At 30.2% G+C, this 25,745-nt stretch carries 19 protein-coding genes and 1 other annotated feature; of the genes, 18 read left to right on the top strand and 1 reads right to left on the bottom strand.

What is annotated here, in order from left to right; genetic code table 11:
* The first annotated feature begins 40 nt into the window (after window positions 1–40).
* The 5 genes from hcp (at window position 41) to F3K33_RS07450 (ending at window position 8,437) form a co-directional block, all read left to right on the top strand.
* Window positions 41–1,744, top strand: a complete 1,704-nt coding sequence (gene hcp / locus F3K33_RS07430) for a hydroxylamine reductase (protein ID WP_039772144.1) — start codon at window positions 41–43, stop codon at window positions 1,742–1,744.
* A 1,355-nt stretch (window positions 1,745–3,099) separates the two neighbouring features.
* Window positions 3,100–4,920, top strand: coding sequence for an urease accessory protein UreH domain-containing protein (locus F3K33_RS07435; RefSeq protein ID WP_023976266.1), 1,821 nt, complete (start codon window positions 3,100–3,102; stop codon window positions 4,918–4,920).
* 342 nt (window positions 4,921–5,262) lie between these two features.
* Window positions 5,263–6,525, top strand: coding sequence for a S8 family peptidase (locus F3K33_RS07440; RefSeq protein WP_039773340.1), 1,263 nt, complete (start codon window positions 5,263–5,265; stop codon window positions 6,523–6,525).
* 252 nt (window positions 6,526–6,777) lie between these two features.
* On the top strand, window positions 6,778–8,007 hold the full coding sequence (locus F3K33_RS07445) for a cell wall-binding repeat-containing protein (protein ID WP_039773339.1): 1,230 nt from the start codon (window positions 6,778–6,780) through the stop codon (window positions 8,005–8,007).
* A gap of 73 nt (window positions 8,008–8,080) precedes the next feature.
* Window positions 8,081–8,437, top strand: coding sequence for a hypothetical protein (locus F3K33_RS07450; protein WP_039773338.1), 357 nt, complete (start codon window positions 8,081–8,083; stop codon window positions 8,435–8,437).
* 242 nt (window positions 8,438–8,679) lie between these two features.
* Here the strand turns inward: F3K33_RS07450 and F3K33_RS07455 are convergent, their stop codons facing one another.
* Window positions 8,680–9,714, bottom strand: coding sequence for a LacI family DNA-binding transcriptional regulator (locus F3K33_RS07455; protein WP_023976261.1), 1,035 nt, complete (start codon window positions 9,712–9,714; stop codon window positions 8,680–8,682).
* Window positions 9,715–10,160: 446 nt separating this feature from the next.
* Here F3K33_RS07455 and F3K33_RS07460 point away from each other — a divergent pair, with 446 nt between their 5' ends.
* The 13 genes from F3K33_RS07460 (at window position 10,161) to F3K33_RS07520 (ending at window position 25,743) form a co-directional block, all read left to right on the top strand.
* Window positions 10,161–11,453, top strand: coding sequence for an ABC transporter substrate-binding protein (locus tag F3K33_RS07460; RefSeq protein WP_039773337.1), 1,293 nt, complete (start codon window positions 10,161–10,163; stop codon window positions 11,451–11,453).
* A gap of 162 nt (window positions 11,454–11,615) precedes the next feature.
* Entirely contained in the window at window positions 11,616–12,656 is a 1,041-nt protein-coding gene (locus F3K33_RS07465; RefSeq protein ID WP_039773336.1) for a carbohydrate ABC transporter permease, read from the top strand.
* A complete protein-coding gene (locus F3K33_RS07470; RefSeq protein ID WP_039773335.1) occupies window positions 12,656–13,513 on the top strand; it encodes a carbohydrate ABC transporter permease in 858 nt (285 codons plus the stop codon). The genes F3K33_RS07465 and F3K33_RS07470 overlap by 1 nt, the downstream gene beginning before the upstream one ends.
* Before the next feature lie 120 nt (window positions 13,514–13,633).
* Window positions 13,634–16,006, top strand: a complete 2,373-nt coding sequence (locus tag F3K33_RS07475) for a glycoside hydrolase family 31 protein (protein WP_039773334.1) — start codon at window positions 13,634–13,636, stop codon at window positions 16,004–16,006.
* Window positions 16,007–16,040: 34 nt separating this feature from the next.
* Window positions 16,041–17,705, top strand: coding sequence for an alpha-glucosidase (locus F3K33_RS07480; protein WP_039773333.1), 1,665 nt, complete (start codon window positions 16,041–16,043; stop codon window positions 17,703–17,705).
* A 219-nt stretch (window positions 17,706–17,924) separates the two neighbouring features.
* Complete coding sequence (locus F3K33_RS07485) at window positions 17,925–18,812, top strand: DUF1002 domain-containing protein (protein WP_017211448.1); 888 nt, start codon at window positions 17,925–17,927, stop codon at window positions 18,810–18,812.
* A gap of 131 nt (window positions 18,813–18,943) precedes the next feature.
* Window positions 18,944–19,001: a sequence feature (sodium ion sensor (DUF1646 type); this cis-regulatory element may regulate processes involved in with the transportation of sodium ions), on the top strand.
* A 123-nt stretch (window positions 19,002–19,124) separates the two neighbouring features.
* On the top strand, window positions 19,125–20,321 hold the full coding sequence (gene nhaA, locus F3K33_RS07490) for a Na+/H+ antiporter NhaA (RefSeq protein ID WP_039773332.1): 1,197 nt from the start codon (window positions 19,125–19,127) through the stop codon (window positions 20,319–20,321).
* Window positions 20,322–20,505: 184 nt separating this feature from the next.
* A complete protein-coding gene (locus F3K33_RS07495; RefSeq protein WP_011968779.1) occupies window positions 20,506–20,712 on the top strand; it encodes an alpha/beta-type small acid-soluble spore protein in 207 nt (68 codons plus the stop codon).
* A gap of 601 nt (window positions 20,713–21,313) precedes the next feature.
* Window positions 21,314–21,679, top strand: a complete 366-nt coding sequence (locus F3K33_RS07500; RefSeq protein ID WP_011968780.1) for an ArsR/SmtB family transcription factor — start codon at window positions 21,314–21,316, stop codon at window positions 21,677–21,679.
* A gap of 22 nt (window positions 21,680–21,701) precedes the next feature.
* The gene (locus F3K33_RS07505) at window positions 21,702–24,131 is read left to right on the top strand and encodes a heavy metal translocating P-type ATPase (RefSeq protein ID WP_039773331.1); all 2,430 of its coding nucleotides are present in this window, start codon (window positions 21,702–21,704) and stop codon (window positions 24,129–24,131) included.
* A 126-nt stretch (window positions 24,132–24,257) separates the two neighbouring features.
* A complete protein-coding gene (locus F3K33_RS07510) occupies window positions 24,258–24,950 on the top strand; it encodes a Crp/Fnr family transcriptional regulator (RefSeq protein ID WP_023976253.1) in 693 nt (230 codons plus the stop codon).
* A gap of 39 nt (window positions 24,951–24,989) precedes the next feature.
* A complete protein-coding gene (locus F3K33_RS07515; RefSeq protein ID WP_011968783.1) occupies window positions 24,990–25,310 on the top strand; it encodes a rhodanese-like domain-containing protein in 321 nt (106 codons plus the stop codon).
* 73 nt (window positions 25,311–25,383) lie between these two features.
* Window positions 25,384–25,743, top strand: a complete 360-nt coding sequence (locus tag F3K33_RS07520; protein WP_039773330.1) for a C-GCAxxG-C-C family (seleno)protein — start codon at window positions 25,384–25,386, stop codon at window positions 25,741–25,743.
* The last annotated feature ends 2 nt before the right edge of the window (window positions 25,744–25,745 follow it).

Below are 25,745 nucleotides of genomic sequence, written 5' to 3' on the forward strand. Positions count from 1 at the left end.
ATTCATATAAAAAGAAAAATAGGAAATAGGAGGACATAATATGTCAATGTTTTGTTATCAATGTCAAGAAACAGCTGGATGTAAGGGCTGTACTAAAGTAGGGGTATGCGGTAAGGATGAGTATGTAGCAAAAGCTCAAGACTTATTAATATATGTAACTAAAGGACTAGCTATAGTAAGTAATGAAGGACGAAAAGTTGGAGTTAAGGATAGTAAAGTTGATAAATATATAACAGAAAACTTATTTACAACAATTACAAACGCTAATTTTGATAGAGATTCTATTTTAGATAGAGTTAAAGAAACTTTAAAATTAAGAGAAGAATTAAAAGCTAAAGTAATTAGCTCTGGTGGTAAAGTTGGAGAAGTAAAAGTAACTGGTGGTTTCTTCAAGAAAATATTCGGAATGCAAACTACAGAAATGATTATGCCAGAAGCAGCTATTTGGACAGCTGACAATACAATAGAATTTGATGAAAAAGCAGAAAAGGTTGGAGTTCTTGCAACTGAAAATGAAGATATAAGAAGCTTAAGAGAACTTATCACTTATGGATTAAAAGGTTTATCAGCATACATGAAGCATGCTATGAATTTAAAATACAATAATGAAGAAGTTCATGCATTTATGGCAAAAGCTCTTGCTGCTACAATTGATGATACATTAACAGTTGATGATTATGTAGGACTAGCATTAGAAGCTGGTAAATTCGGTGTAGATGGTATGGCATTACTTGATAAAGCCAACACAGAAAGCTATGGACATCCAGAAATTACAACAGTAGACATTGGTGTTAGAACAAATCCAGGAATATTGATTTCAGGACATGACTTAAGAGACTTAGAAATGTTACTAGAGCAAACAGAAGGAACTGGGGTAGATGTTTATACTCACGGAGAAATGCTTGCTGGACAATACTATCCAAAATTTAAAAAATATAGTCATTTTGCAGGAAACTATGGTAATGCATGGTGGAAACAAAAAGAAGAATTTGAAAGCTTCAATGGAGTAATCCTTATGACTACTAACTGTATAGTTATACCAAAGGATTCTTATAAGAACAGATTATTTACAACAGGTGCTACAGGAATGCCTGGATGTGCTCATATAGAAGCTAAGGCTGATGGGACAAAAGATTTCTCTAAAGTTATAGAAATGGCCAAGAAATGTAAAGCTCCTACAGAAATAGAAAAGGGACAAATAGTTGGTGGATTTGCTCATAACCAAGTTTTAGCTTTAGCAGATAAGGTGGTAGATGCAGTTAAATCTGGTGCTATAAAGAGATTCTTTGTAATGGCAGGTTGTGATGGAAGAGCTAAATCAAGAAACTATTACACAGAATTTGCAGAAAAATTACCAAAAGATACAGTTATCTTAACTGCAGGTTGTGCAAAATATAAATACAACAAATTAAATTTAGGTGATATTGGTGGAATCCCAAGAGTATTAGATGCAGGACAATGTAATGACTCATATTCATTAGTTGTAATAGCACTAAAGCTTCAAGAAGTATTTGGATTAAAGAGTGTAAATGAATTACCTATATCATATAACATAGCTTGGTATGAACAAAAAGCTGTAATAGTATTATTATCATTATTACACTTAGGTGTTAAGAACATTCACTTAGGACCAACACTTCCAGCATTCCTTTCGCCAAATGTTGCTAAAGTATTAGTTGATAACTTTGGAATTGGTGGAATCACTAATGTAGATGATGACATGAAGATGTTTATGGAAGCATAAAAATAATTTATGGCAAATTACAATGGCAAATAAAATAAGTTCGATCAAATAAGGAAACACCCTATTTAATAATCTACAATATATTTAAAGTATATAATCCTAGTAGCATGATTGCTGCTAGGATTTTTTTTATTCTTTAGGAATTTATATTACAATAAAATCTGTGGATAACTTAAAAAAGGTTGATTGACTAGTTTTTGTATTTTAAAAAGAATAAAAAAGAAATCTTATTCGCCTGCATAAAATGTTCTTATATGCAGCAGAGCTACCATTTCTGATGTGCAGATTTTTCTCACATGCGTTCGAAAAGGCAGATGCGTGAAAAAATCTCCGGCTCCACAGTCGCCTGCGATTTTGTTCTGCTTTTAAAAGAATTTATTTTAAATTTTAATATCCTTTTAAGGCTTATGTAGATATTCAGCGATCTATTTTCAATAATAGAGAAATTTTCATATTTTTATATATTTATAGATTAATATTTTTATATAAAAATATAAAAATATGAAAATATGAAAAAATATAAAAATAAATATATGTTTATATATTCCTATAAACATTTTTTTCTATATAAATATGAAAATATATAAATATTTATAGGAAACATCAGGGGTAAGAGAGTAGAGAAGATTAAATAATAGAGAAACTACTTAGTGATTGCGTAAAATGAACTTTTAATATTTAAAGCAATTTTGAGAGCCTAAATAGTGTTAAGTATTATGCAAAAAATCTTATCATAAATTATTTTTTAAATATTCATAAAGACAAAAAACCATAGATAAACCTATCATACAATAAGTTTATCTACAGTCCTTAAATAAAGAAAATAACAATCAAACCTTATTGCAACAGACTAACATAATTGCAATTTTCGCGTAACCCTACAATAACTAATCAATTATAGAAAACTCTAACTATAGGATTGCATCTTTATTTCTCAAGTTAAGTCTTTTGACTCTATATTGAGAAGGCATATTCATTCTTGAATATTTAATGCTTAACTGCTAACTTCTTTATAATCTTAATGTGCCCCTAATTATGTAGTCAATACTATGAAGTTAATAGTTATACTGGAAATTTATCTTAATAAATTTATCAAATGGTAGATTATTTTTTACACATAAAATTTATAAGTTTATGTTAATTTATTAAATACATGATAATGCAATATTAGTTGAAAGAGAAGCATATGGAGTTTATTCAAATATATTTATAAAAGTACACAGAAAAATTTCTGTACTTTTTTATATCCTCATAAAATCTTCATAACTTTATATTATAATCTATATATGTAATTTGAGTTATGATTTAAAATTCATCACTGTCTATAATAAGCAGCGATTTATTAGGAGGAGATTATGGGTATTAAGAGGGAGAATATTAAAGTTTATGATATGACATGTACGTCTTGTGAAAATAGAGTGGAAAGAGCTTTAATGAAAATTGATGGAGTTTTAAATGCTATGGCTAGCTATAGTGCACAGCAGGTAACGGTTGAATATGATAGCAAGCTTTGCAGTATGGAACAATTAAAAGAAGCTATTAATAAGGCGGGTTATAGTACAAAAAATTCGGTTAGCTTAAAATTTGCTGGCTTTTTAGTTATAGCGGCAGCAGTCTTACTTCTTGGCAATTCAACAGCAGGATTTGATATGAGTGCTAAGCTGAATAATGCGTCTTATGTGGTGTTATTTATTGTTGGAATGCTTACATCTATACATTGTGTTGGCATGTGCGGTGGAATAATGCTTACACAAAGTTTATCTAAAAATAGTATTATAGATGAAAAAGAGAATAGATTTAAAGCTTTAAAGCCTTCGATTTTATATAATGCTGGAAGAGTAACCTCATATACAATTATAGGTGGTATTGTAGGTGCATTGGGTTCTGTTTTATCGCTATCACTTAATGTAAAAGCTGGATTGCAAATATTTGCAGGATTATTTATGGTAATAATGGGATTAAATATGACAGGCTTTTCTTTATTTAGAAAGCTTAATATTAAGCTGCCATGGTCCTCTTGCAAAATTAAAAATAAACCTAAGGCTCCGTTTTTAGTTGGTATGTTAAATGGGTTAATGCCATGCGGTCCACTTCAGACAATGCAGCTTTATGCATTAGGTACCGGTAGTGCCATAAATGGAGCAATATCAATGTTTTTATTTTCACTCGGAACAGTTCCTTTGATGCTTATATTTGGTGCTGTATCAGGTTTTTTAAGTAAGGGATATACGAAACAACTTTTAAAATTTAGTGGGATTTTAGTAGTAGTACTTGGATTAATAATGGGGAATAGGGGATTAGCTCTTGCTGGAGTTGGAATTCCAAATGCTAGTACACTAGCACAAAATTTTTCTGGAGATGGAGCTCAAGCCGCGCAATCCAATATAGGTAAGGCGACGATAGAAAATGGAGTTCAAGTAATTAGAATGACAGCAGATAATAATGGATATACTCCTAATGCATTTTACGTACAAAAAGATATGCCTGTTAAGTGGATAATTACAGGAAATCAAATAAATTCTTGTAATAATGCAGTAGTAGTGCCATCACTTAACATCCAAAAAACATTAAAATCTGGAGAAAATGTTATAGAATTTACACCTAAAGACGGGGACATAAACTTTAGCTGTTGGATGGGAATGATAAGAGGGATAATTAAAGTTACAGATAATCTTGATTCAGTGGATACATCGAAAGCAGATTCATCAATTCCGGCTCCTAGTAGTGGTATGAGTTGTTGTACAGGAACATCAGCAAGTAATACTCCTCAAGCTCCAAGTATATATGGTAATGATTTAAGTAAAGTTTCTACTGATAGGTTAATTAAAAAAGCTAATATTTCAGGAGACACCCAAAATCTAAGTATAAAGGGAACTGGTTATGAATTTGAACCACTTGTAGCAGTTCTACAAAAAGGCATAAAGACTAAACTTTCTGTAGATCTTAATTCCTTTGATAAGGCTGATGGAGTTTTCATAATATATAATGCAGATAGTGGAGACGAGGTAACTACTTTTACAGGTAGAAAAGATGTAGTAAATGTGGAATTTAATATAGACAAGAGTGGAACATACGTAATTGTTAAAGACAATGTAGTTGCAATGGGAATAGAAGTTACAGATTCATTAAAAACTGTAAATTTAGATGAAGTTCGTAAGAAACTTATAAATGAATAAAGAATAAATGAGAATTAGGGCTGGTATATATCAAATTAATGTATATCAGTCTTTTTTTGGTTAATTAGGATATACATTGAAGATATTTATTATAAGCAGATAATATATGTTGCAATTCACAGTGCACATTTCGCAATTACATCTGAAATTCTTGCAATATTTTTAGAATTATGATGAAGAATTGTTTTTGCAATATATATATAATAAAAAATAAAGAATTTCACAAAATCGACACAATTATGATGTATTATTATTTAACAATTAGGTAAATGAAGTTTATAAAAGGTATTATTGTTCATAATTAAAGATATAAGTAAGTAACTATGATTTAAGGAGGTTTTTATGAGAAGTAAGTTAGCTAAATTTATAATAATTGCAGCTTCAATATTTACATTAGTTTCTATTTCAGATTACTTACCTAGAAATAATGGCATGAATAGTACGAGTAATAGTGTAAGCAATTTTGTAAAATCACTAAGAAGCGGTGATTTAGATAGCCTTCTAAGTAGTGTGAAAGATATAATAAGTGTTGATAAAAATAATAATAATAATAAATATAACTTAGTGTCACCAAAAGATCTAGAACAATACATTTTAGATGGAATTGGTGATATAAAAGGGATTAAAATAATCAATGAGCCTAAAATTATAAAAATAATAAAACCGATACAGAAGACTCCGGTAAAAAGTGATTTTAGATTAGGAGAGATAAATGAAAATACTAATAAAGCTGTAAATGATCCTGGATATAAGTATGAGTGGTATATAAGCTATACAGAGGCGGATAAAGCATGGCCTCTAATAAAACAAAAAAGAGAAATTAATGTAGCGGTTTTAGATACAGGAGTAGATTACACACATCCAGATTTAAAAAATAGAGTATTAAAGAGCAAGGGGTATAATTTTGTAGATAATAATTCTGATACTATGGATGACAATGGTCATGGTACTCATGTATCAGGAATAATAGCTGCAAATGCTAATGACAATATTGGTATAGCAGGAATTGATGGGACATTAGATGTAAAAATAATTCCGATAAAAGTATTAGATAGCAATGGGGAAGGGGATATAAATGATATAGTTAAGGGTATTAAATATGCTGCAGACAACGGAGCTGATATAATCAATTTGAGTTTTGGAGCTAATGAGAAGAGTAAATTAATTGCAGAAGCAATAAGTTATGCTAAGAGTAAAGGAGTATTTGTTGTAGCTGCGGCTGGTAATGATAATGAAGATAGTGATAATATAAGTCCAGCTGGAGACGGAGCTTTTACAGTAGCTGCAATGAGTTATAATTATAAAAAGGCCTCGTTTTCTGATTATGGTAATTGTATAAAAGTTTCAGCGCCAGGAGTGGAAATATTAAGCACAGTTCCAGGTGGTTACGAAGCATGGGATGGAACAAGTATGGCAGCACCAGTAGCAACAGGAATAGCAGCTATGGTTAAAGCAGAAGATCCTAATTTATCTCCAAGTCAGATTGAAGATGTTTTAGATAGTACTGCTAAGGATATTATGTCCAAAGGTAAGGATAAGCAATCAGGATATGGACTTATAGATGCTTATAATGCTATCAAAAAAGTGAAGCAATTAGAAAAGTAATATAAATGAAGTTAATGAGGATATTAATGATGATTATGATGTTTAAAGGTGGTAAAAACGAAAAGTGCTGTAGTAGAAATAAAGAAGTTGACAATAATACTAAAACAATAGAGTAGCTTACATCTTTTATAGATAAATTATATTTGAGGAAGTTAATCAATAATTTACATAATGATTAGCTTCTTTTTTGTTTTATGACAAAATATAACTTGTAATCATACTATATATTAAAAAGTTTTAGGAGAAAAATCAATGAATGATGCTTTGAAAAGTTGCCCTTTTACACTAAATACTACTAGAATTTGTGCTTATGATGAATTAGATACTTCTATAGAAATATCTAAAATTGGTTTTAATAATATGAAACCAAATGCTGTGATTTTAGTCAATAAAGATGAAGTTTTTGATGGAATTGCAGCAACATCCTTAGTTCATTTTCCAATTAATGCATCACTTTTGTTTACTGATGGTAATAGTTTAAATGAAAAAACTTTGGGAGAAATTGAGAGATTATCCCCTAAGGGATATAATGGGGTACAAGTAATTTTAGTCGGTAATATTTCTAAAAATGTATCTTTTGCATTAAACGATCATGGTTATAGAACAAAGCATATATCGGGTCGCAATTATTATGATACTGCATGCATAATATCTAGGATAAGAAAAGAATTTAATAATATTCTTATAATTTCAGGGGAAGATTATTCAGAAGGAATTATTGCGGGGTATTGGTCTGCACATCATGGAGATCCTATTCTATTTGTACAAAGAAACAGAATTCCTAATTGTACTATTGATGCAATCAAGAAAATGAATGATATCAATATTTATATAATTGGTTCAACTAAAACAATATCAAAAGATGTTGAATACTATTTGTCGGGATTAGATAATGTTAAAAAGGTAGACAGAATTGGCGGGGAAAATCCATACGAAATAGCAGTTAATTTTTCTAGATATAATGATACGAAAACTGATTTTGGGTGGGGACGAAATTATAGAGGAGGTCATGCTTTTACGTTTGGACAACTTAATGAGCCAATGAAAATTATTGCTAGTGTAGTATTTGCTCATATGGGAAAACATACTCCGCTTCTTTTAATTGAAAAAGATAAAATACCAGAAGTGGTAAATAGATATATTAACTTAATTAAACCTATACAGCCAAAAGGAATGCCAAAGCCTCCATTTATGCACGGTTTTATATTAGGGGATGTTTCAAATATAAGTTATAAAGCACAAAAAATGATTGAAGGAATGCTTTCTATTGATCAGCACATGATGAATAATGAAAATATGGAAGGTATGACGGGGAAAATGAAAGATAATGTTATGAATGTGGATAAAGAAAATATGATAATGAATAATGGTATGCAAGATATGAATGAAAATATAGAACATGATTCTATATATGACAAGGATTATATATTTGAATGGAGGAATTTGGGTTATAGAAAAGTTAATGTAGACGAAATACTATAATTTTAGGCTATAAATTATCACAATCCTTCTTGGTTTTGAATAAAATAATATTTGGAAGGAGATGGTTTAAAGAATGGATATAGAAAAAGATAACTACAGAGATTTAAGAGGCCTATATGATAATTGCAAAAAATACATGTATTACGGAGCAACTTTAATAATGACAGATGGAAGTACATTTGATGGAATTATTGAAAATGTAGATGGAGATAATGTTTCAGTATTAATCGGTGAAGACGTAATAGAGAAAGAGAGTGAAGGAAACTCTAATCAGCAAAGGCAATATGGAAGATATGGTTATAACCCTAGATTTAGACGTTACAGACGTAGAAATTTCCCACTTGCTGCTTTGGCAGAAGTAGCTTTGCTGCCTTATATCGCTCCGCCAGTACCTTATCCTTATTATCCGTATCCTTACTATCCTTATTAGAGATATACTTAAAGAAGAAGCCTAATAGATAAAATATATAATCTTGTCAGAAACAGGTGTATTTATAATATTGTGTAGGCAATTGTTTAATAAGAACAATTGCCATTTGTACTAATAAGCATAATGCAGGATTCAACAAATATCTATATTTTTAAAAATTATTATAACCATTAGATTTATTTAAAAAATGAGCTAAATAAATAGTTTAACGTGAACTATTTGATGTTTTCTAAGTTTGCCAGCTATTTTAAATTAGATAATTGTCCAACAGATTGACGTTCGACTAATTCTACATCTAAAGTTATTTTGTTGTTTGATACAGAACCCTTTTCGATATACTCTATGAGTAGATCTACAGCTTTTGTTGCTTTAGACTCTATATCCTGAGAAATAGTAGTGAGTTTTGGCGTAACATAAACGGATGGTAGAAGATTATCAAAACCAATAACTGATAAATCATTAGGAACAATTTTTCCATTTAATTTAGCACCTTCAATTATACCAATTCCCATAATATCAGCCGTTGTAAATACAGCAGAAACATCAAATTCTTTATTACATATAGACCTGCCTAAATTGATACCAACTTCGTAGTTAGGTTCTACGTCGACTATGAGACTTTCATTAAACTCAATATTAGATTCTAATAAAGCATCTTTATAGCCTTCAAGTCTTTTTATAATCTGAGGAATTGGGATACCATCTTTATGACATGGCCCTGCAAATAGAATTTTCCTATGTCCATTATTTATAAGATAGCGAGTAGCTATATAACCGCCTTTATAATCATTTATACCTACACTTATTATGTTATCAATTTTTGAATAACTATCTAGAAATACCATTGGAAGTTTATTTTCCTTTAATATTGAATAGATAAGATTGTCATAGTCAGGCATTAAAAATATAGCACCATCCATATTCCAATTTTTAAGCAATGCAGATATATCTGAAACATCCTTAACTGAGCGAACCATTAAATAGTATCCGTTTTCACGAACTACATTTTGTATAATGCCAAATAATTCACTAATATAAGGATCTTTAAATAAATTATTAAACGAACCTTTAATGGGAACTATAACTCCTATAATTTTAGAGGATTTAGCTGTCAAGCTTCGTGCAGTTAGATTAGGAACATAATTATATTTTTGTATTATCTTTTCTATTTTTTCTATAGTCTTTTTTGATACTTTTGAATGATTTCCATTTATTACATTTGATACTGTCATGATACTGACACCAGCTTCAGCTGCGATATCTTTTAGTGTAACCATAATTGCCTCCTAGTTTACCGATATACTATTATGAAGATAAGTGTATATAGATAATATTAATATATATTACATATTATTGCAATGAGAGCATATGCATTAATCATAAGAATTAACGTATGGGAAAGATACCTCATGACCTTTAAATATAAGAAAAGTAAAGTATTTAAAGTAGGTTTAATCACTAGGTTTACGAGATATTAAATACTTGAATAAACAAAAGAAAAGTACTAAGAATTCTTAAGTTATTAAATTAGATATATATAATAGTAAATATAAAAAATGTAGATAATTGAGGTAAAAATGCTTATGAAAACGATTGACAGAAAAAAGAAACAATGTTAATCTTATGATATAGTTTAGCGCTAAACATAATGACTCGAAGATAGGCATAATAATGTAAATATAAATCATATTAATCTAAATAAATGTATATGAGGTGAAAAGATATGAGGAAAAAAGTGTTAGCAGCATTACTTGCAAGTGCTATGGTAATTGGTTCTTTATCAGGCTGTGGAAGTAGCTCGAGTCAAGCTAGTTCTGATTCTAAAACATCAACTGGGAATAGTGAAGCAATTCGCTTCGTAAATACGAAAATTGAGATTGACAAGCCACTAAAAGAATTTGCAAAAAAATATCAAGAGAAAACTGGACAAGAGGTAGATATTGAATCTCTTGGAGGCGGAGTAGATGTTAATGGACAGTTAAAGAATTATTTAGCAGCAGGAAATATGCCAGATATATATGCGTTTGGACCAGATTCGTATGTTTCATTTAAAGATTATTTAACAGACTTAAGTGATCAAGAATGGATAAAAGATACTGATTTTGCATTTAAGGGTGATGACGGTAAGGTGTATGGATTTCCATTTGCTATTGAAGGTATTGGATTAGTGTATAATGCAGATATATTGAAGAAGGCTGGGATTGATCCAAAGACTTTAACAAACATCAATGCTTATAAAGAAGCGTTCAAAAAAATTGATGGAATGAAAGATCAGTTAGGTATTCAAGCGGTTGCATCAGTAGCAGCAGAATCAGGACAAATGTATTGGTCAACTGGTAATCATATCATGGGGGCTTATTTATCAGAAGGACTAGATAGAAAAGATAAAAAATATATTGATATGTTGAATAAAGGACAATTGGACGACGAGCGTTTTGGGGAATTTGCTGACTATGTAAAATTATTATTTGATTATGCAGACAAGACTGTTTTAATATCAGGTACTTACGATGATCAGTTAGCATTATGGGCAAAGGGAAAAACAGCTTTTATTACTCAAGGAAATTGGATAGATCCTTCTTTAGCAACATATGATGTGAAGTTTGATTGCGGAATTGCGCCACCAGCATTTACTACAAAAGATACCCCAGGTATTTTAGCAGATGCGCCAGCTTATTGGGGGATTTATAAAGATAGTAAAAAAATAGATGCGTGCAAAGAATTTCTTAAAGCTTTTGTCTCTACAGAAGAAGGGCAAAAATGTTTGATAAAAGATAGTGGAATGGTTTCACCATTTAAGACAAGCACTATTGAACCAGACTTACCTTTAGCAAAGAGCGAGAGCAATTATATTAAAAATAATCAAACTTATGCATGGGATTGGACACATATGAAAGATGGTATTGCAATGAATTCTACAGGACCTGTTTTTGAATTATATGCTAAAGGCCAATTAGATAAAGATGGATTTACAAAAGCAATGAAGAAAGCAGTTGCAGATTATATGGCAAAATAATAACTGTAGTATAAATTATATAGGTTACTTGCAAATAGAGTAGCCTATATTAATTCTATTTTTCGTACAGGTGAAATATTAAAAGGGGGGAAAGCATAAGCGCAAAGTATGGGCAATTACAACAATGATTATAATAATCATTCAAGTTTAGGAGGAAAAAGCATGAATACAAATATAAAAAGATTGCTTTCAATCGGAGTAATGTTGTTTGGCATTTTAGCCATGGCTTTTGCACTATATCTAGATATTATGGGTAGTAAAAACACGATGCGTGGAACTATATTAATTGTAGGTGCTTTATTAGTAATCTTAGGCTTATATAGTTTTCCAACTAAGAAGCATAGAATGATAATTAATATACTATTTCTATTTCCATTGCTATTTGCATTTTTTGTAACTGTGTTAATACCATTTGTATGCGGTGTTTTTTATTCCTTTACTAACTGGAATGGGATTAAATTTACGGAGTTTGTTGGATTAGGCAATTATATCAATATGTTTAAATCTGAGGACTACGTATATTCATTTATAGTGACCTTTATTTTTACAGTTGTTAATATGATTCTTGTAAATTCGGCAGCGTTTGCATTAGCACTATTTTGTACATCAAAAGTAAAAGGAAAAAATTTTTATCGTGCAGCTTTCTTTATACCAAATTTAATTGGTGGAATTGTGCTTGGTTATGTATGGCAGTTTATCTTTAATAAAGTATTCACAGTTGTGATAAATGGTAGTGCGTCTATGCTTACAAACCCTAATTTAGCATTAATGGCAATTCTAATAGTTAGCACTTGGCAATATGCAGGGTACATTATGATGATTTATGTTACAGGATTGCAAAATGTTCCTCAAGATATTCTTGAAGCATCTAGTGTAGATGGTGCAAGTGGATGGATTACATTGTTTAAAATTAAGATTCCAATGATTGCTAATACTTTTACAGTTTGTATATTTTTAACATTGGTTAATTCATTTAAACAGTTTGATTTAAATTTAGCAATAACTAATGGTGCTCCTAGTAGAATTTTAAATGGAGATATAGTGCAATCAACAGAGTTTTTAGCTCTTAATATTTATAATACTGCAATCGGTAAAAACCAATACGCTCTTGGACAAACTAAGGCGGTTATATTCTTTATTATATTGGCAGTTGTATCATTAACTCAGGTATATATAAGTAAGAAGAAGGAGGTAGAAGTATAATGAAGTCGATAAAAACAAGAAATATGATTGGAGAAGTTATTGGAATTATACTTGCCCTTATAATTCTTTCACCATTTATTTTAGTGATTTTAAATTCAGCTAAAACAAGTGCAGATATTGTAATCAGCCCTCTTTCTATTCCTAATAAATGGGGACAGATGTTAACAAACTTTAAAAATGTAATACACAACGATAGCTTTAATTATTGGAAATCTTTTTTTAGTTCATTATTTATTACAATCGTTTCGTTGGCTCTATTGTCTCTTTTTTCATCCATGACAGCATGGGTGCTTTGCCGAAATAAGAGAAAATGGTCTGGATTTATTTTTATGCTTCTTGTGGCAGCTATGGTTATACCTTTCCAAGTTGTTATGCTCCCTTTACTTTCCACATTCAGAAATATATCTAATTTTTTTGGAATTCAAATGCTGCAAAGTTATCAAGGTGTCATATTTGCTTACCTAGGATTTGGTGGAAGTATGTCTGTCTTTATCCTTCATGGTTTTATAAAAGGAATTCCACGGGAACTAGAAGAAGCAGCATGGATTGATGGCTGTAGCCCAGAAGGAACTTTTTTTAGAATTATTTTTCCTCTACTAAAGCCAGTTCAAATGACAATTTTGATTTTAAATGGAATTTGGATATGGAATGATTATCTATTACCATCATTAATGCTTGGGTTAAATGGTAAAATAAAAACTCTTCCAGTAGCAGTAAGTGCTTTTGTAGGATCCTACGTAAAGCAATGGGACTTAATTCTTTCAGCTGCATTTTTAGCAATGATACCAATTATCATCTTATTCTTATTTGCTCAAAAGCAAATAATTAAAGGCATAGTAGATGGTGCAATTAAATAAGTAATAAATTTATAAAATAATAGATAGTCGAAGTAAAAGATATTATTAATAAAAATCTTAAGTGGATTTTTGGAAATAAAAGCATTTTTAGAAAATGTTGAAACAATGGAGGTACTAGGTATGGGAAAATATCAGGAAGAAAAAATGAAATTTGGTAAAATGCTAAGTCATAAAATCGAAAATAACATAATCAATATTAGATTCCAAGAGAAAGCTGTTTTTATAAAAGTATTGAATTCATATATAATTAATTTCTTTGTGCCTTTACATAGGGAGGAAAGAAATTCTAAAGCGGTTGAAAATTTAAAAGATGATTATTATGATTTTCAGGTTGAAAATATAACAAATGGAATTCAGGTAACCACAGAAAAATTAGTTTGCAAGATTTATGATGAATTTAAAGTAGATATTTATGACAAGAAAGGAACATTGCTCTGCGCAGATTATAGAGGTGAAAGTAAGCCTTTTAAAAGAAGATATGGTGATTATATGCTTGCAGAATCAGAAGGGCATTCTCTTAGGGAAGAATCTGATTACAAGGTATATGTATCAAAAAGAATGGAAGAAGAAATGTATTTCTATGGTTTTGGAGAAAAGACAGGGCATTTAAATAAGAAAGGATATCATTATGTAAATTGGAATACAGATAATCCAAAGCCCCATGGAGAAACATTTGATAGGCTTTATAAATCAATTCCATTTTTTCTTGGATTGAGCAAAGATAATGCATTTGGAATATTTTTTGATAACCACTTTGAGACTCATTTTGACATGGGAAAAGATAATTATGAATATTATTATTTCGCTGCAGTTGATGGGAATTTAGATTATTATTTTATTTATGGTCCATCAGTTAAAAATGTTATTAAAGGATATACTGAAATTACTGGGAAAATGCCTTTGCCACAAATATGGACTCTTGGTTATCAGCAATGCAGATGGTCTTATGACTCAGAAGAAAGACTCATGGAAATTGCAAGCACTCTTAGAGAGAAGGAGATACCTTGCGATACATTATATTTAGATATAGATTATATGGATGGCTATAGGGTATTTACGTGGGATAATGAAAAATTTCAGAATCCAGAAGCAATGATTAAAAAATTAAATGACATGGGATTTAAAGTAGTAACTATAATAGACCCAGGAGTTAAAGTTGATAAAGGATATAAGATCTATGACGAAGGACTCAGAAAAGGGTATTTTGCAACAGACAAGTCAGGTATAACATATGTAAATGAAGTTTGGCCAGGAGATGCTGTTTATCCTGATTTTTTAAATTCAAAGGTTAGAGATTGGTGGTCAGGAAATCAAAAGATAATGATAGATTCAGGTGTGAGTGGAATCTGGAATGACATGAATGAACCCGCAAGCTTTAGAGGGCCGTTACCAGATGATGTCATGTTTAATAATGATGGCATTACAGTTAATCATAAAGAAGCTCATAATGTATATGGTCATATGATGGCTAAGGCTACTTATGATGGAGTGAAGAAAGCAACTGGAAAGAGACCTTTTGTAGTAACAAGAGCGTGTTATGCAGGAACTCAAAAGTACTCAACTGTGTGGACAGGAGACAATCAAAGTACATGGGAGCACTTAAGAATGTCGATCCCAATGCTTATGAATCTAGGACTTAGTGGGATGGCTTTTTGTGGAACTGATGTAGGAGGCTTTGGATACGATTGTACTGGGGAATTATTAAGTCGATGGGTTCAAGTTGGAGCATTTACTCCACTTTTTAGAAATCATTCTTCTATGGGAACAAGAGATCAAGAACCTTGGGCATTTGATAAAGATACTGAGGAAATCAATAAGAAGTATATAAAATTACGATATAAGCTGATTCCATATATATACGACATGATGTGGGAGTGTAGTAAGAATGGAGCACCACTTATAAGGCCGCTTTTATTTAATTATCAGAGTGATAAAAATACTTATGAAATTAATGATGAGTTCCTTTGTGGAGATAATATTTTAGTTGCACCAGTTGTTGAGCAAGGATTAAAAGCTAGAAGTATATATCTTCCTGAAGGAGAGAATTGGATGGATTATTGGACAAAGGAAGAATATAAAGGTGGACAATATATAATTAAAAAAACTCCGTTAGACCTATGTCCGATATTTATTAAAGGAGGAACATTGATTCCAGTAGGGCAAGTACAAAATTATATTGGTGAAAAACAATCTAATTCATTAACTATAGAAGTTTATCTATCTAATGATAATTCTGATACCGAATATAATCACTATGTTGATGATGGAGAAAGTTTTAAATATGAATTAGGAGAATTTAATAATTATAAAATTAAAGTAGTCAATAAGGAGAAAATCGAAATAAAAATTGACTTGATAAATTATAGATATGATGACAAATATGAAAATATAGAATTCATCGTTCACAATTTAAATAAGAAAACGTTAGTCATAAATGGAGAAACAGTGGAAGTTATAAAGGGCAAGGCGTTTATAACTAATCCAGCAAGATAAATATATTCAATACTAATTTAGGAGGTTTTACGTTATGAAGAAATGGTGGCATGACAAGGTAGCATATCAAATATATCCAAAAAGTTTTTGCGATTCAAATGGAGATGGGATAGGTGATTTAAAGGGGATTATCAGTAAGCTTGATTATTTAAAAGACCTGGGAGTGGATATAATTTGGCTATCACCAATTTATTGTTCTCCTTTAGTAGATCAAGGTTATGATATATCTGATTATTATAATATTGATCCAAGGTTTGGAACTATGGAGGATATGGATGAACTTCTAAGGCAAGCAAAAAAAAGAAATATGTATATATTAATGGATTTAGTGGTCAACCACTGCTCAGATAAGCATGAGTGGTTTAAGAAAGCATTGGATGATCCAGAAGGAGAATATGCAGATTATTTCTATATTCGTGAAGGTAAAGGTGATAATCCTCCTTGTAATTGGCGCTCTTACTTTGGCGGAAGCGTATGGGAAAAAATACCTAATACCAATAAATATTATCTGCATTTATTTGCAAAAGAGCAGCCAGACTTAAATTGGGAAAATCCGAAACTAAAAAATGAAATATTTAAGATGGTTAACTGGTGGCTTAAAAAAGGATTAGCAGGTTTCAGAATTGATGCCATTATTAACATAAAAAAGGATTTGAGATTTCAAGACTTTCCAGCTGATAGAGAAGATGGACTTTGCAGTATAGATAGAATGTTAGAAGCAGCAGAAGGCGTAGGGAACATGTTACATGAGTTAAAAGAGAAAACCTTCGAAAAATTTGATGCATTTACAGTTGGAGAAGTTTTCAACAGAAAAGAAGGAGAACTTGATAAATTTATAGGTGAAGACGGATACTTCTCTTCTATCTTCGATTTTGAGATGGAAGTCTTGGGAAAAAGTGAATTTGGTTGGTATGATAATAAACCTTTCTCAATTAACGAGTTAAGAAAAGCTATTTTTGACAGTCAATTAGAGACAAGTGGAGTAGGTTTTAAGGCTAATATTATTGAAAATCATGATGAGCCTAGAGGCGTAAGTAGATATATTCCTGAACAAGGCTTAAATGATAGAAGCAAGAAAATGCTTGGGGCAATATCGCTTATGCTTAGAGGAATACCGTTTATTTATCAGGGACAAGAGATTGGAATGACAAATAACAAATTCAATTCCATAAAAGAATTTGACGACATTGCAACAATAGACCAATATAATGTAGCTATTGAAAAAGGATATAGTGATGAAGAAGCACTAAAAATTATAAATATATTTAGCAGAGACAATGCTAGAACACCGTTCCAGTGGAGTGGAAGTGAAAATGCAGGATTTACAACTGGCAGGCCTTGGCTTAAAGTTAATGAAAATTATAAAGTGATTAATGCAAATTCACAAATTGAAGATGAGGAATCAGTATTTAATTTTTATAAGAAGCTCATAAATTTAAGAAAGTCAGAAGAATTTAAAGATGCCATAGTATACGGAGAATTCGTACCGACATTTGAGGAATATGATAACTTGTTTGCTTTTTATAGACAAGGAGAATCTAAGAAATTAATGATACTTGCAAATTACCAAAAGGAAGAGCAGATTATTGAGCTAGATAAACAATATGTTAAAGTGTTAATCAATAATTGTGAAGAAATAAAGAAAGATAAGAATAAAATCATATTGCAAGGATATCAAGTACTTATTCTTGAAGTTTAGTAAAGATAATATACTTGCGGTATAAATATTGAAGAAATATAATAGAATTCTCTCCAAAAGACCTGGAGAGAATTCTTTATTACATACTAAAATATTAATATAAAAGTAATATAATAATAAATAAAACTTAATTATTTTTGTGCTATAATGAACGGGAATAAAGGAAATTAAATTTTTGGACATAATTTATAGCATAATAATATAAGGAGAATAGAAAATATGAAATTCAAATCATTTATATCAAAAGCAATTATTTCATCTTTAACTTTGAGTTTGTTTTTTACTTCAGTTACAGGAAGACAGGCGTTTGCAGATTCATTTAAATCTGTTACGTTAGGAGCTGATTTAAGCGATGCTCAAAAGGCAGAAATGTTAAAATATTTTGAAGTAACAAAAAGTGATGCTAATGTATTAGAGGTAACATCAAAGGAAGAACATTCATATTTAGGTAAAGTTGCAACAGAAGCTCAACTTGGTAATAAAGCAATATCATGTTCTTATGTAGAACCGACTGAAAAAGGAGGAATAAATGTTACTACAAACAATCTTACTTGGGTTAATGACGGCATGATAAAAAATGCGTTGATTACAGCAGGAGTAGAAAATGCAAATGTAAAAGCATCTGCGCCATTTAAAGTATCAGGAACTGCTGCACTTACAGGAATATTAAAAGGATTTGAAAATAGTAGTACAGGAAAAAAGATTGATGAAAATAAAAAAGAAGCAGCTAATGAAGAATTGGTTACTACAGGAGATATCGCAGAGAAGATAGGGCAAAATGATGCTAGTAATTTAATGAATGACATAAAAAAAGATGTAGTAAAGGAAAAACCAAAAACAGATGAAGAATTAAATAAGATAGTAGATAAGGCTGTTAAAGACTATAAAGGCAATTTATCAGATGATGATATAGCTAAAATTAAAGATGTAATGAGTAAAATAAATTCATTAGATCTTAACTATAATAATTTAAAAGCGCAGATGGATGATGTAACGAATCAATTAAAAGATAAGCTAACAAGCAAAGAAGCACAAGGTTTTTTTGATAAGTTAGAAAAAATGTTCTCTGACTTTTTAAGTTCAATTAAAGGTGCATTTTCTAAGTAACAGATTAAAAGTTTATATTGGTATAATTTAGTTAAAGTAAGAAAATGTGAATTTTAGTTACCATTCTTGAGTATTATAGTAACATATGATATAATTATTAATAAGAAATAAATGAATATATTAAGTTGTACGGTTGGGCAAATTTTATAATTTGCTTTCAAGCAATTTTAGTTTCTGGGGTGGGAAACTCTTTTTGAGTATTCCCACCTCTTTTTTGTATAGAGTTTTAATAAATCAATGGTTAAATAAGAAATTAATATCTTATTTTTGCTGATTTTTGGGAATAAATAATTATGTGAAGGAGAGTAAAGTATGAAAAACAAAATTAAAATTAAAAATCCATTCTTGCAATTCTTTAAGAATGAGTCTTCGAGTGGGATAGTGCTGCTGTTTTGTGCAATTATTGCAATAATAATTGCAAATTCAAATTTTTCTAGTATGTATAATAATATAATTCATACTTATATAACTATTGGGTATAAGGATTTTTCTTTATCTATGTCAATTTTGCATTGGATTAATGATGGGTTGATGGCTATATTTTTTTTGGTAGTTGGAATGGAGATAAAAAGAGAAATAGTATTTGGAGAACTCAAGTCTTTTAAAAAAACTATACTGCCTGTATCAGCAGCTATAGGTGGAATGGTCGTGCCAGCTATAATCTATGTGCTATTCAATTTTAACCAACCGACTATAATAGGATGGGGAATTCCAATGGCTACAGATATCGCGTTTGCATTAGGAATACTTTCTTTGGTTGGTAAAAAGGCACCAAAAGGAATAATAATTTTTCTTACAGCATTAGCTATAGTTGATGATTTGGGAGCTATTATAGTAATTGCTATATTTTATACAAGTGAAATTTCATGGATTGCATTAATCATAGGTTTGATTATTTTTTTAGCGATAATGTTGGCTAATAAACTCAATATTAAGAATAAATGGTTATATATTATTTTTGGAATTATATTATGGATTTGTTTCTTAAAATCTGGAGTACACGCGACAATTGCTGGAGTATTACTTGGAATGGGATTACCTATCGGAAAAAATATGGAGGAATTTAGAACATCAATTTTATATAGATTTGAGCATGTCCTAACGCCATTATCTTCATTTATAATTATGCCAATATTTGCATTAGCGAATTCAGGCATAACTATAGATATTAATAGTTTATCAGCAGCAATAATGAATCCAGTCAGTCTAGGTATAATTTTTGGATTATTTATAGGAAAACAAATTGGTATTTTTGGGGCTTCGTATATTTTAGTGAAATTAAAAATTGCAAAATTGCCATCTAAAGTAACTAAGAGGCATTTATATGGAGCAAGTGTACTTGGCGGAATTGGATTTACTATGTCACTTTTTGTTTCATCCTTGTCATTTACAGAGGAAAGTGCTTTATCTATGGCTAAAATAAGTATTATAATAGCCTCTATTTTATCTGCTGCATTTGGAGCTGTAATATTTAAAATAATAAAATTTAAAAGTGAAGAGCAAGTGTAATATAAATTTCATGAAAAATTAGAACTTATTTTTCTAAAAATAAAGGCAAAGGAAGAATAGTTAAAGTTTTGTAATACAAGCCATCTGTGCTAGTTTTGTTAAGATTTTTATAGGTTATATTTTGTGATAGTGGTTAAGATATTACTGCCAAACAAAATCAAAAATTTAAGGGAGGTAGATTTATATGGCTTCAAAAAATAGTGGAACAAACAGAACATTAGTACCAGAAGCAAAACAAGGATTAAACAGATTAAAAACAGAGGTTGCTTCAGAAGTTGGATTAAGCAATTATGAAAGCATGGATAAAGGAAACCTTTCTTCAAGACAAAACGGTAGCGTTGGTGGAGAAATGGTAAAAAGAATGATAGAAAGCTATGAACAAGGACTATAGAAGATAAATAAAAGCAGATGTACTGAGTTTATTCTCAGTACATCTGTTATTTAGATTACATACATTCAAAGTAAAAAGTAAAATTTTACTTTAGCAACGAGTTCCTTTATTAATGATAAATTTAACTTTTAATAATTATATATATTGCAAAAATAATTCGTCATCATAATTCTAAAGATATTATAAGAATCTTAGCAGTAATTGTGAATTTTGAAATGAGCATTGTAAATTGCGATATATATGAGTATATAATTTTATATAACTTCGGCATAGTATGTAAACAATAAGTATTGAGCTTATTGTTTTTTTATTCTTTAGGAATTTATATTCCAGTGAAATCTGTGGATGACTTAAAAAGGTTGATTAAATAGTTTGGGTATTTTAAAAAGAATAAAAAAGAAAATATATTCGCCTGCCAGATTTTTCTCACATGCGTTCGAAAAGGCAGATGCGTAAAAAAATCTCCGGCTCCACAGTCGCCTGTGATTTTTTATTGGAAAGGCTGAAAATTATTCTCATTTCTATTGACAAAATAAAGTAATGTCGAATATAATAAACATATGAACAGATATTCATATGTTCAAACGAAGAGGTGAAGAGTATGGAAAATAATAATATTGAAGTTTGTAACTGCACTATAATTCATGAAGATATAATTAATAAGGTTAAGGAATCTATACCAGAGGAAGAAACACTTTATGATTTAGCAGATTTATTTAAAGTGCTTGGGGATTCAACAAGAATAAAAGTATTATGTGCATTATTTGAGGCTGAAATGTGTGTCTGTGATATAGCAGCATTGCTTGGCATGACTCAATCTGCTATTTCACATCAATTAAGAGTTTTAAAACAAGCAAGATTAGTGAAATATAAAAGAAATGGTAAGGTAGTCTACTATTCACTAGATGATGAACATGTTAAAAGTATTTTTGATCAAGGGTTGATTCATATATCTGAGAAAAAATAAGTTTTAGATTGGGGGAAACATTATGGCAAGCAATATAAAAATAGCTAGTGGTCCTGTTAATGCAAAATTATCAAAGAAAGATAATATAAAGAAAGTAAAGAAAGAATTTATCTTAGAAGGACTTGGATGTGCCAATTGTGCAGCTAAAATAGAACAAAAAATAAATGAATTAGATGGAGTTAATTTTGCCAATGTAAATTTTCTTACTAAAACTTTAGTATTAGAAACAAATGAAGCTAACAAATTAGAAGAGTTGATAGGAGCAGTAACTAACATTGTAACTAATATTGAATCTCATGTTAAAGTTGTAGAAAAGGTAACAGAAAAAATTTTGAAAAAAGAAATTTTACTTGAAGGATTATGTTGTGGTAACTGTGCTGCAAAAATCGAAAGGGAATCAAACAATATAGATGGTGTGAAATCTGCACTAGTGGACTTTATATCAACAAAGCTTATTATAGAGATGGAAGACCCAGCAAAAGAAAATGCCATTATTGATAATGTTAAACGAATTGTCAAAAGAATAGAACCAGATGTTAATGTTGTTGAAATTGATGGAATAGATAGAAGAGCTATGAGCAAAAATGAAAAAGTTGAAGAGGATAATGATAAGGGGGAAATTATAAGATTAGCTATTGGTGCTATAATTTTTGGAGCAGCTACTATTTTTAAATTTTCAAATTATATAGAATTATTATTATATCTAATAAGCTATATTCTTATAGGTGGAGAAGTGGTCTTAAGAGCTCTAAAAAATATAGCTAAAGGTCAAGTATTTGATGAGAATTTCTTGATGACTATAGCAACTATTGGTGCTTTTGCAATAGGCGAATATCCAGAAGGGGTTGCAGTTATGCTTTTCTACCAAATAGGAGAAATGTTTCAAGATATGGCTGTTAATCGTTCTAGAAAATCAATCACATCACTTATGGATATAAGACCGGATTTTGCTAATTTAAAAATAAATAATGATTTCAAAAAAGTAGATCCAGAAGAAGTTAAGCTTGGAGATATTATATTAGTTAAACCAGGTGAAAAAGTGCCATTAGATGGTGAAATAATTGAAGGAAACTCTATGGTTGATACTGCTGCATTGACAGGTGAGTCTGTTCCTAGAGAAGTAGGGGTAGGAGACAGTATTTTAAGTGGAGTAATTAATAAAAATGGACTTTTAACAATAAAGGTAGAAAAAGAATTTGGAGATTCTACTGTTGCTAAGATATTGGATTTAGTTCAAAATGCAAGTGGAAAAAAGGCTCCGACAGAAAATTTTATAACAAAGTTTGCTAGATATTATACTCCTGCTGTTGTTTTTGCAGCTTTAGCACTAGCTGTAATACCACCAATTGTTATTGAGGGAGCAACATTCTCACAGTGGATTTATAGAGCATTAGCATTCTTAGTTGTATCTTGTCCATGTGCATTAGTTGTATCTATACCTCTAGGATTTTTTGGAGGAATAGGTGGAGCATCAAAAAATGGGATACTCGTTAAAGGTGGGAATTACCTTGAAGCATTAAATAATGTTGAAACAGTTGTGTTTGATAAAACAGGAACTCTTACAAAAGGAATATTTAAAGTGACAGAAATAAGGCCAGAAAATAATATTTCAAAAGATGAACTCATAGCTTGTGCGGCTTATGCAGAAAATTACTCAAATCATCCAATAGCAACTTCTATATTAAGAGCTTATGATAAAGAGATAATTACAGATAAGATAACAGGTTATGAAGAAATATCAGGGCACGGCGTAAAAGTTGTTCTAGATGGAAAAGAGGTATTTGCTGGAAACTACAAGTTAATGGATAAGGAGAATATATCTTATAACAAAGTAGATGAAATAGGAACTGTAGTCCATATTGCTATAGAAAAGAAATATGCAGGTTATATTGTTATTTCAGATGAAGTAAAAGAAGATTCATTAAAGGCTATAAAAGCTTTAAAAGAAATAGGCATTAAGAAGACAGTAATGCTTACAGGTGATAATAAAACTGTTGGAAGTAAAATTGCTAAAGAATTAGGTTTGGATGAAGTTCGTGCTGAACTATTACCAGATCAAAAAGTAGAAGAGCTAGAGCTATTGTTTAAGGAAAAATCACCTAGAGGCAAGATAGTATTTGTTGGAGATGGAATAAATGATGCGCCAGTTCTAGCGAGGGCTGATATAGGTATAGCAATGGGCGGTGTTGGCTCAGATGCAGCAATTGAAGCTGCTGATGTAGTTATAATGACAGATGAACCATCAAAAATAGCTTCGGCTATAAAGATTGCAAAGAAGACTAGAACTATAGTAATGCAAAATATAGTTTTCGCATTAGGTATTAAATTGATAATATTGGCGCTTGTAGCTGTAGGTATGGGCACTATGTGGGAAGCGGTATTTGGTGATGTTGGAGTTGCATTGCTTGCAGTCTTAAATGCTATGAGAGCTATGAAAGTAGATAATATATAGTTATAGATTGGTGTAGTCATAATATTGCTATGACTACACTTTTTAAATGCAAATTTTTTTTCTTATGTGACTAAGTCACACAAATTTATTAAAAAAAAGAATATAATACAATAAAGGAGGGATGAAGTGAATAATAGAATTGAAATATCAAGTGGGAATAGGTTGGAATATATAAAATCTCTATATAAGGTATATCCGGTGTTATATGAGATTAATAAAAAGAATAATGAAGTAATAAACGAACAAGCTAATTTTAAAACTTTATATGCTGATGAATATGTAGAAGCTACAGAGAAAGCGTGTAAAGGGATATTATTTGTTATAAAAGGTGTAATAAAAATACAAAAAATTAATAAGAATGGTGAAGAAACTAACCTGTATAATATAAGCCAAGGTGAATTTTGTCATGAAGCCTTAAGCTGCTTATCAGATTTGGAATCATTAAATATAACAGGTAAGGCAATTCAAGATTCTAAGGTATGCATAATTCCTTTTGAAGTGGTTAAAAAATATTTTATTAGTGATAATGACTTCTTATTATATATATATAAAGATTTGTATAATAAGTTTAATACTATCATAGGGAATAAAGAAGAAATTATTCATGAATCCCTTGAAACAAGGCTTATAAAATTGCTAATAAGCAAGAAAAGCAAAATAATTTATGCGACTCATAGTGAATTGGCTTTTGAAATTGATTCAGTTCGTGAAGTTATAAGTAGAAAGCTAAAGAATTTAGAAAAGCTTGGGTATATAAATTTAGAAAGAGGCAAAATAATCATACTTAAGGATTTAAATAAAATATTAAAAGACAATTAGAGATGAGAAATTAGGAAAGTATTTTAGGAGGAAGTTATAGTGTTTGAATTTTTAAAAAAAGATGATGGAAGAGTTATTAATGTAAATGAAATTGATGATCTAATAGGAAAAGTTGAATTGATTGATATAAGAGAAGAATATGAGTATAAAGGTGGAAGTATAAAAAGTGCCCAAAATATTCCTATGGGAGAGCTTTTAGATGAACCAGAGAAATACTTAAATAAAAGCAAAGAATACTATATAATGTGCCAATCAGGGGGAAGAAGTGCAAGAACGTGCAACAATCTAAGAAATCAGGGTTTCAAGGTTATAAATGTTGCAGGAGGAATGGGCTCTTATATAGGAAACAAAAGAAAATAAAGTACATAATACTAAGTAGTATTATTATTATTTTATAAATAATAATTATTTTGCTAGATTGAGGGGATATAACATGAAGAAAGTTATTGAATTTCATAAAGAAGGATATAATTGTGCAGAATCTATACTTAAAGCATTTAATGAGGGTACAGGATCTGAAATTCCAATTGCAATAGCAAGTCCTTTTGGAGGAGGCATGACTATTGGAAGTACATGCGGAGCAATCACTGGAACTTTAATGGCGATAGGTGCATTAAAAGGAAGAAATGGCAGTGAAGAAAAAAATAATTCAAGAGTATTAACTAGAGAAATTATAAATAAAGTTAAAGAGAAGTATGGTACTCTTGAGTGTATTGAGCTTAAGAAAAAAGGTATAACTTGTGATGAAATCATAGAATATGCTTATAATATTTTGAATGAATATGCAAAATAGCA

Source organism: Clostridium beijerinckii (assembly GCF_008705175.1).
Lineage (GTDB): Bacteria > Bacillota > Clostridia > Clostridiales > Clostridiaceae > Clostridium > Clostridium beijerinckii.

What these genes read in the sequence shown, in the direction of transcription:
- F3K33_RS07460 (WP_039773337.1), top strand. Translation starts at nt 10,161, where the DNA reads ATGAGGAAAAAAGTGTTAGCAGCATTACTTGCAAGTGCTATGGTAATT.
- F3K33_RS07495 (WP_011968779.1), top strand. Translation starts at nt 20,506, where the DNA reads ATGGCTTCAAAAAATAGTGGAACAAACAGAACATTAGTACCAGAAGCA.
- F3K33_RS07480 (WP_039773333.1), top strand. Translation starts at nt 16,041, where the DNA reads ATGAAGAAATGGTGGCATGACAAGGTAGCATATCAAATATATCCAAAA.
- F3K33_RS07475 (WP_039773334.1), top strand. Translation starts at nt 13,634, where the DNA reads ATGGGAAAATATCAGGAAGAAAAAATGAAATTTGGTAAAATGCTAAGT.
- F3K33_RS07435 (WP_023976266.1), top strand. Translation starts at nt 3,100, where the DNA reads ATGGGTATTAAGAGGGAGAATATTAAAGTTTATGATATGACATGTACG.
- F3K33_RS07445 (WP_039773339.1), top strand. Translation starts at nt 6,778, where the DNA reads ATGAATGATGCTTTGAAAAGTTGCCCTTTTACACTAAATACTACTAGA.
- F3K33_RS07520 (WP_039773330.1), top strand. Translation starts at nt 25,384, where the DNA reads ATGAAGAAAGTTATTGAATTTCATAAAGAAGGATATAATTGTGCAGAA.
- F3K33_RS07455 (WP_023976261.1), bottom strand. Translation starts at nt 9,714, where the DNA reads ATGGTTACACTAAAAGATATCGCAGCTGAAGCTGGTGTCAGTATCATG.
- nhaA (WP_039773332.1), top strand. Translation starts at nt 19,125, where the DNA reads ATGAAAAACAAAATTAAAATTAAAAATCCATTCTTGCAATTCTTTAAG.
- F3K33_RS07440 (WP_039773340.1), top strand. Translation starts at nt 5,263, where the DNA reads ATGAGAAGTAAGTTAGCTAAATTTATAATAATTGCAGCTTCAATATTT.
- F3K33_RS07465 (WP_039773336.1), top strand. Translation starts at nt 11,616, where the DNA reads ATGAATACAAATATAAAAAGATTGCTTTCAATCGGAGTAATGTTGTTT.
- F3K33_RS07505 (WP_039773331.1), top strand. Translation starts at nt 21,702, where the DNA reads ATGGCAAGCAATATAAAAATAGCTAGTGGTCCTGTTAATGCAAAATTA.
- hcp (WP_039772144.1), top strand. Translation starts at nt 41, where the DNA reads ATGTCAATGTTTTGTTATCAATGTCAAGAAACAGCTGGATGTAAGGGC.
- F3K33_RS07470 (WP_039773335.1), top strand. Translation starts at nt 12,656, where the DNA reads ATGAAGTCGATAAAAACAAGAAATATGATTGGAGAAGTTATTGGAATT.
- F3K33_RS07485 (WP_017211448.1), top strand. Translation starts at nt 17,925, where the DNA reads ATGAAATTCAAATCATTTATATCAAAAGCAATTATTTCATCTTTAACT.
- F3K33_RS07500 (WP_011968780.1), top strand. Translation starts at nt 21,314, where the DNA reads ATGGAAAATAATAATATTGAAGTTTGTAACTGCACTATAATTCATGAA.
- F3K33_RS07450 (WP_039773338.1), top strand. Translation starts at nt 8,081, where the DNA reads ATGGATATAGAAAAAGATAACTACAGAGATTTAAGAGGCCTATATGAT.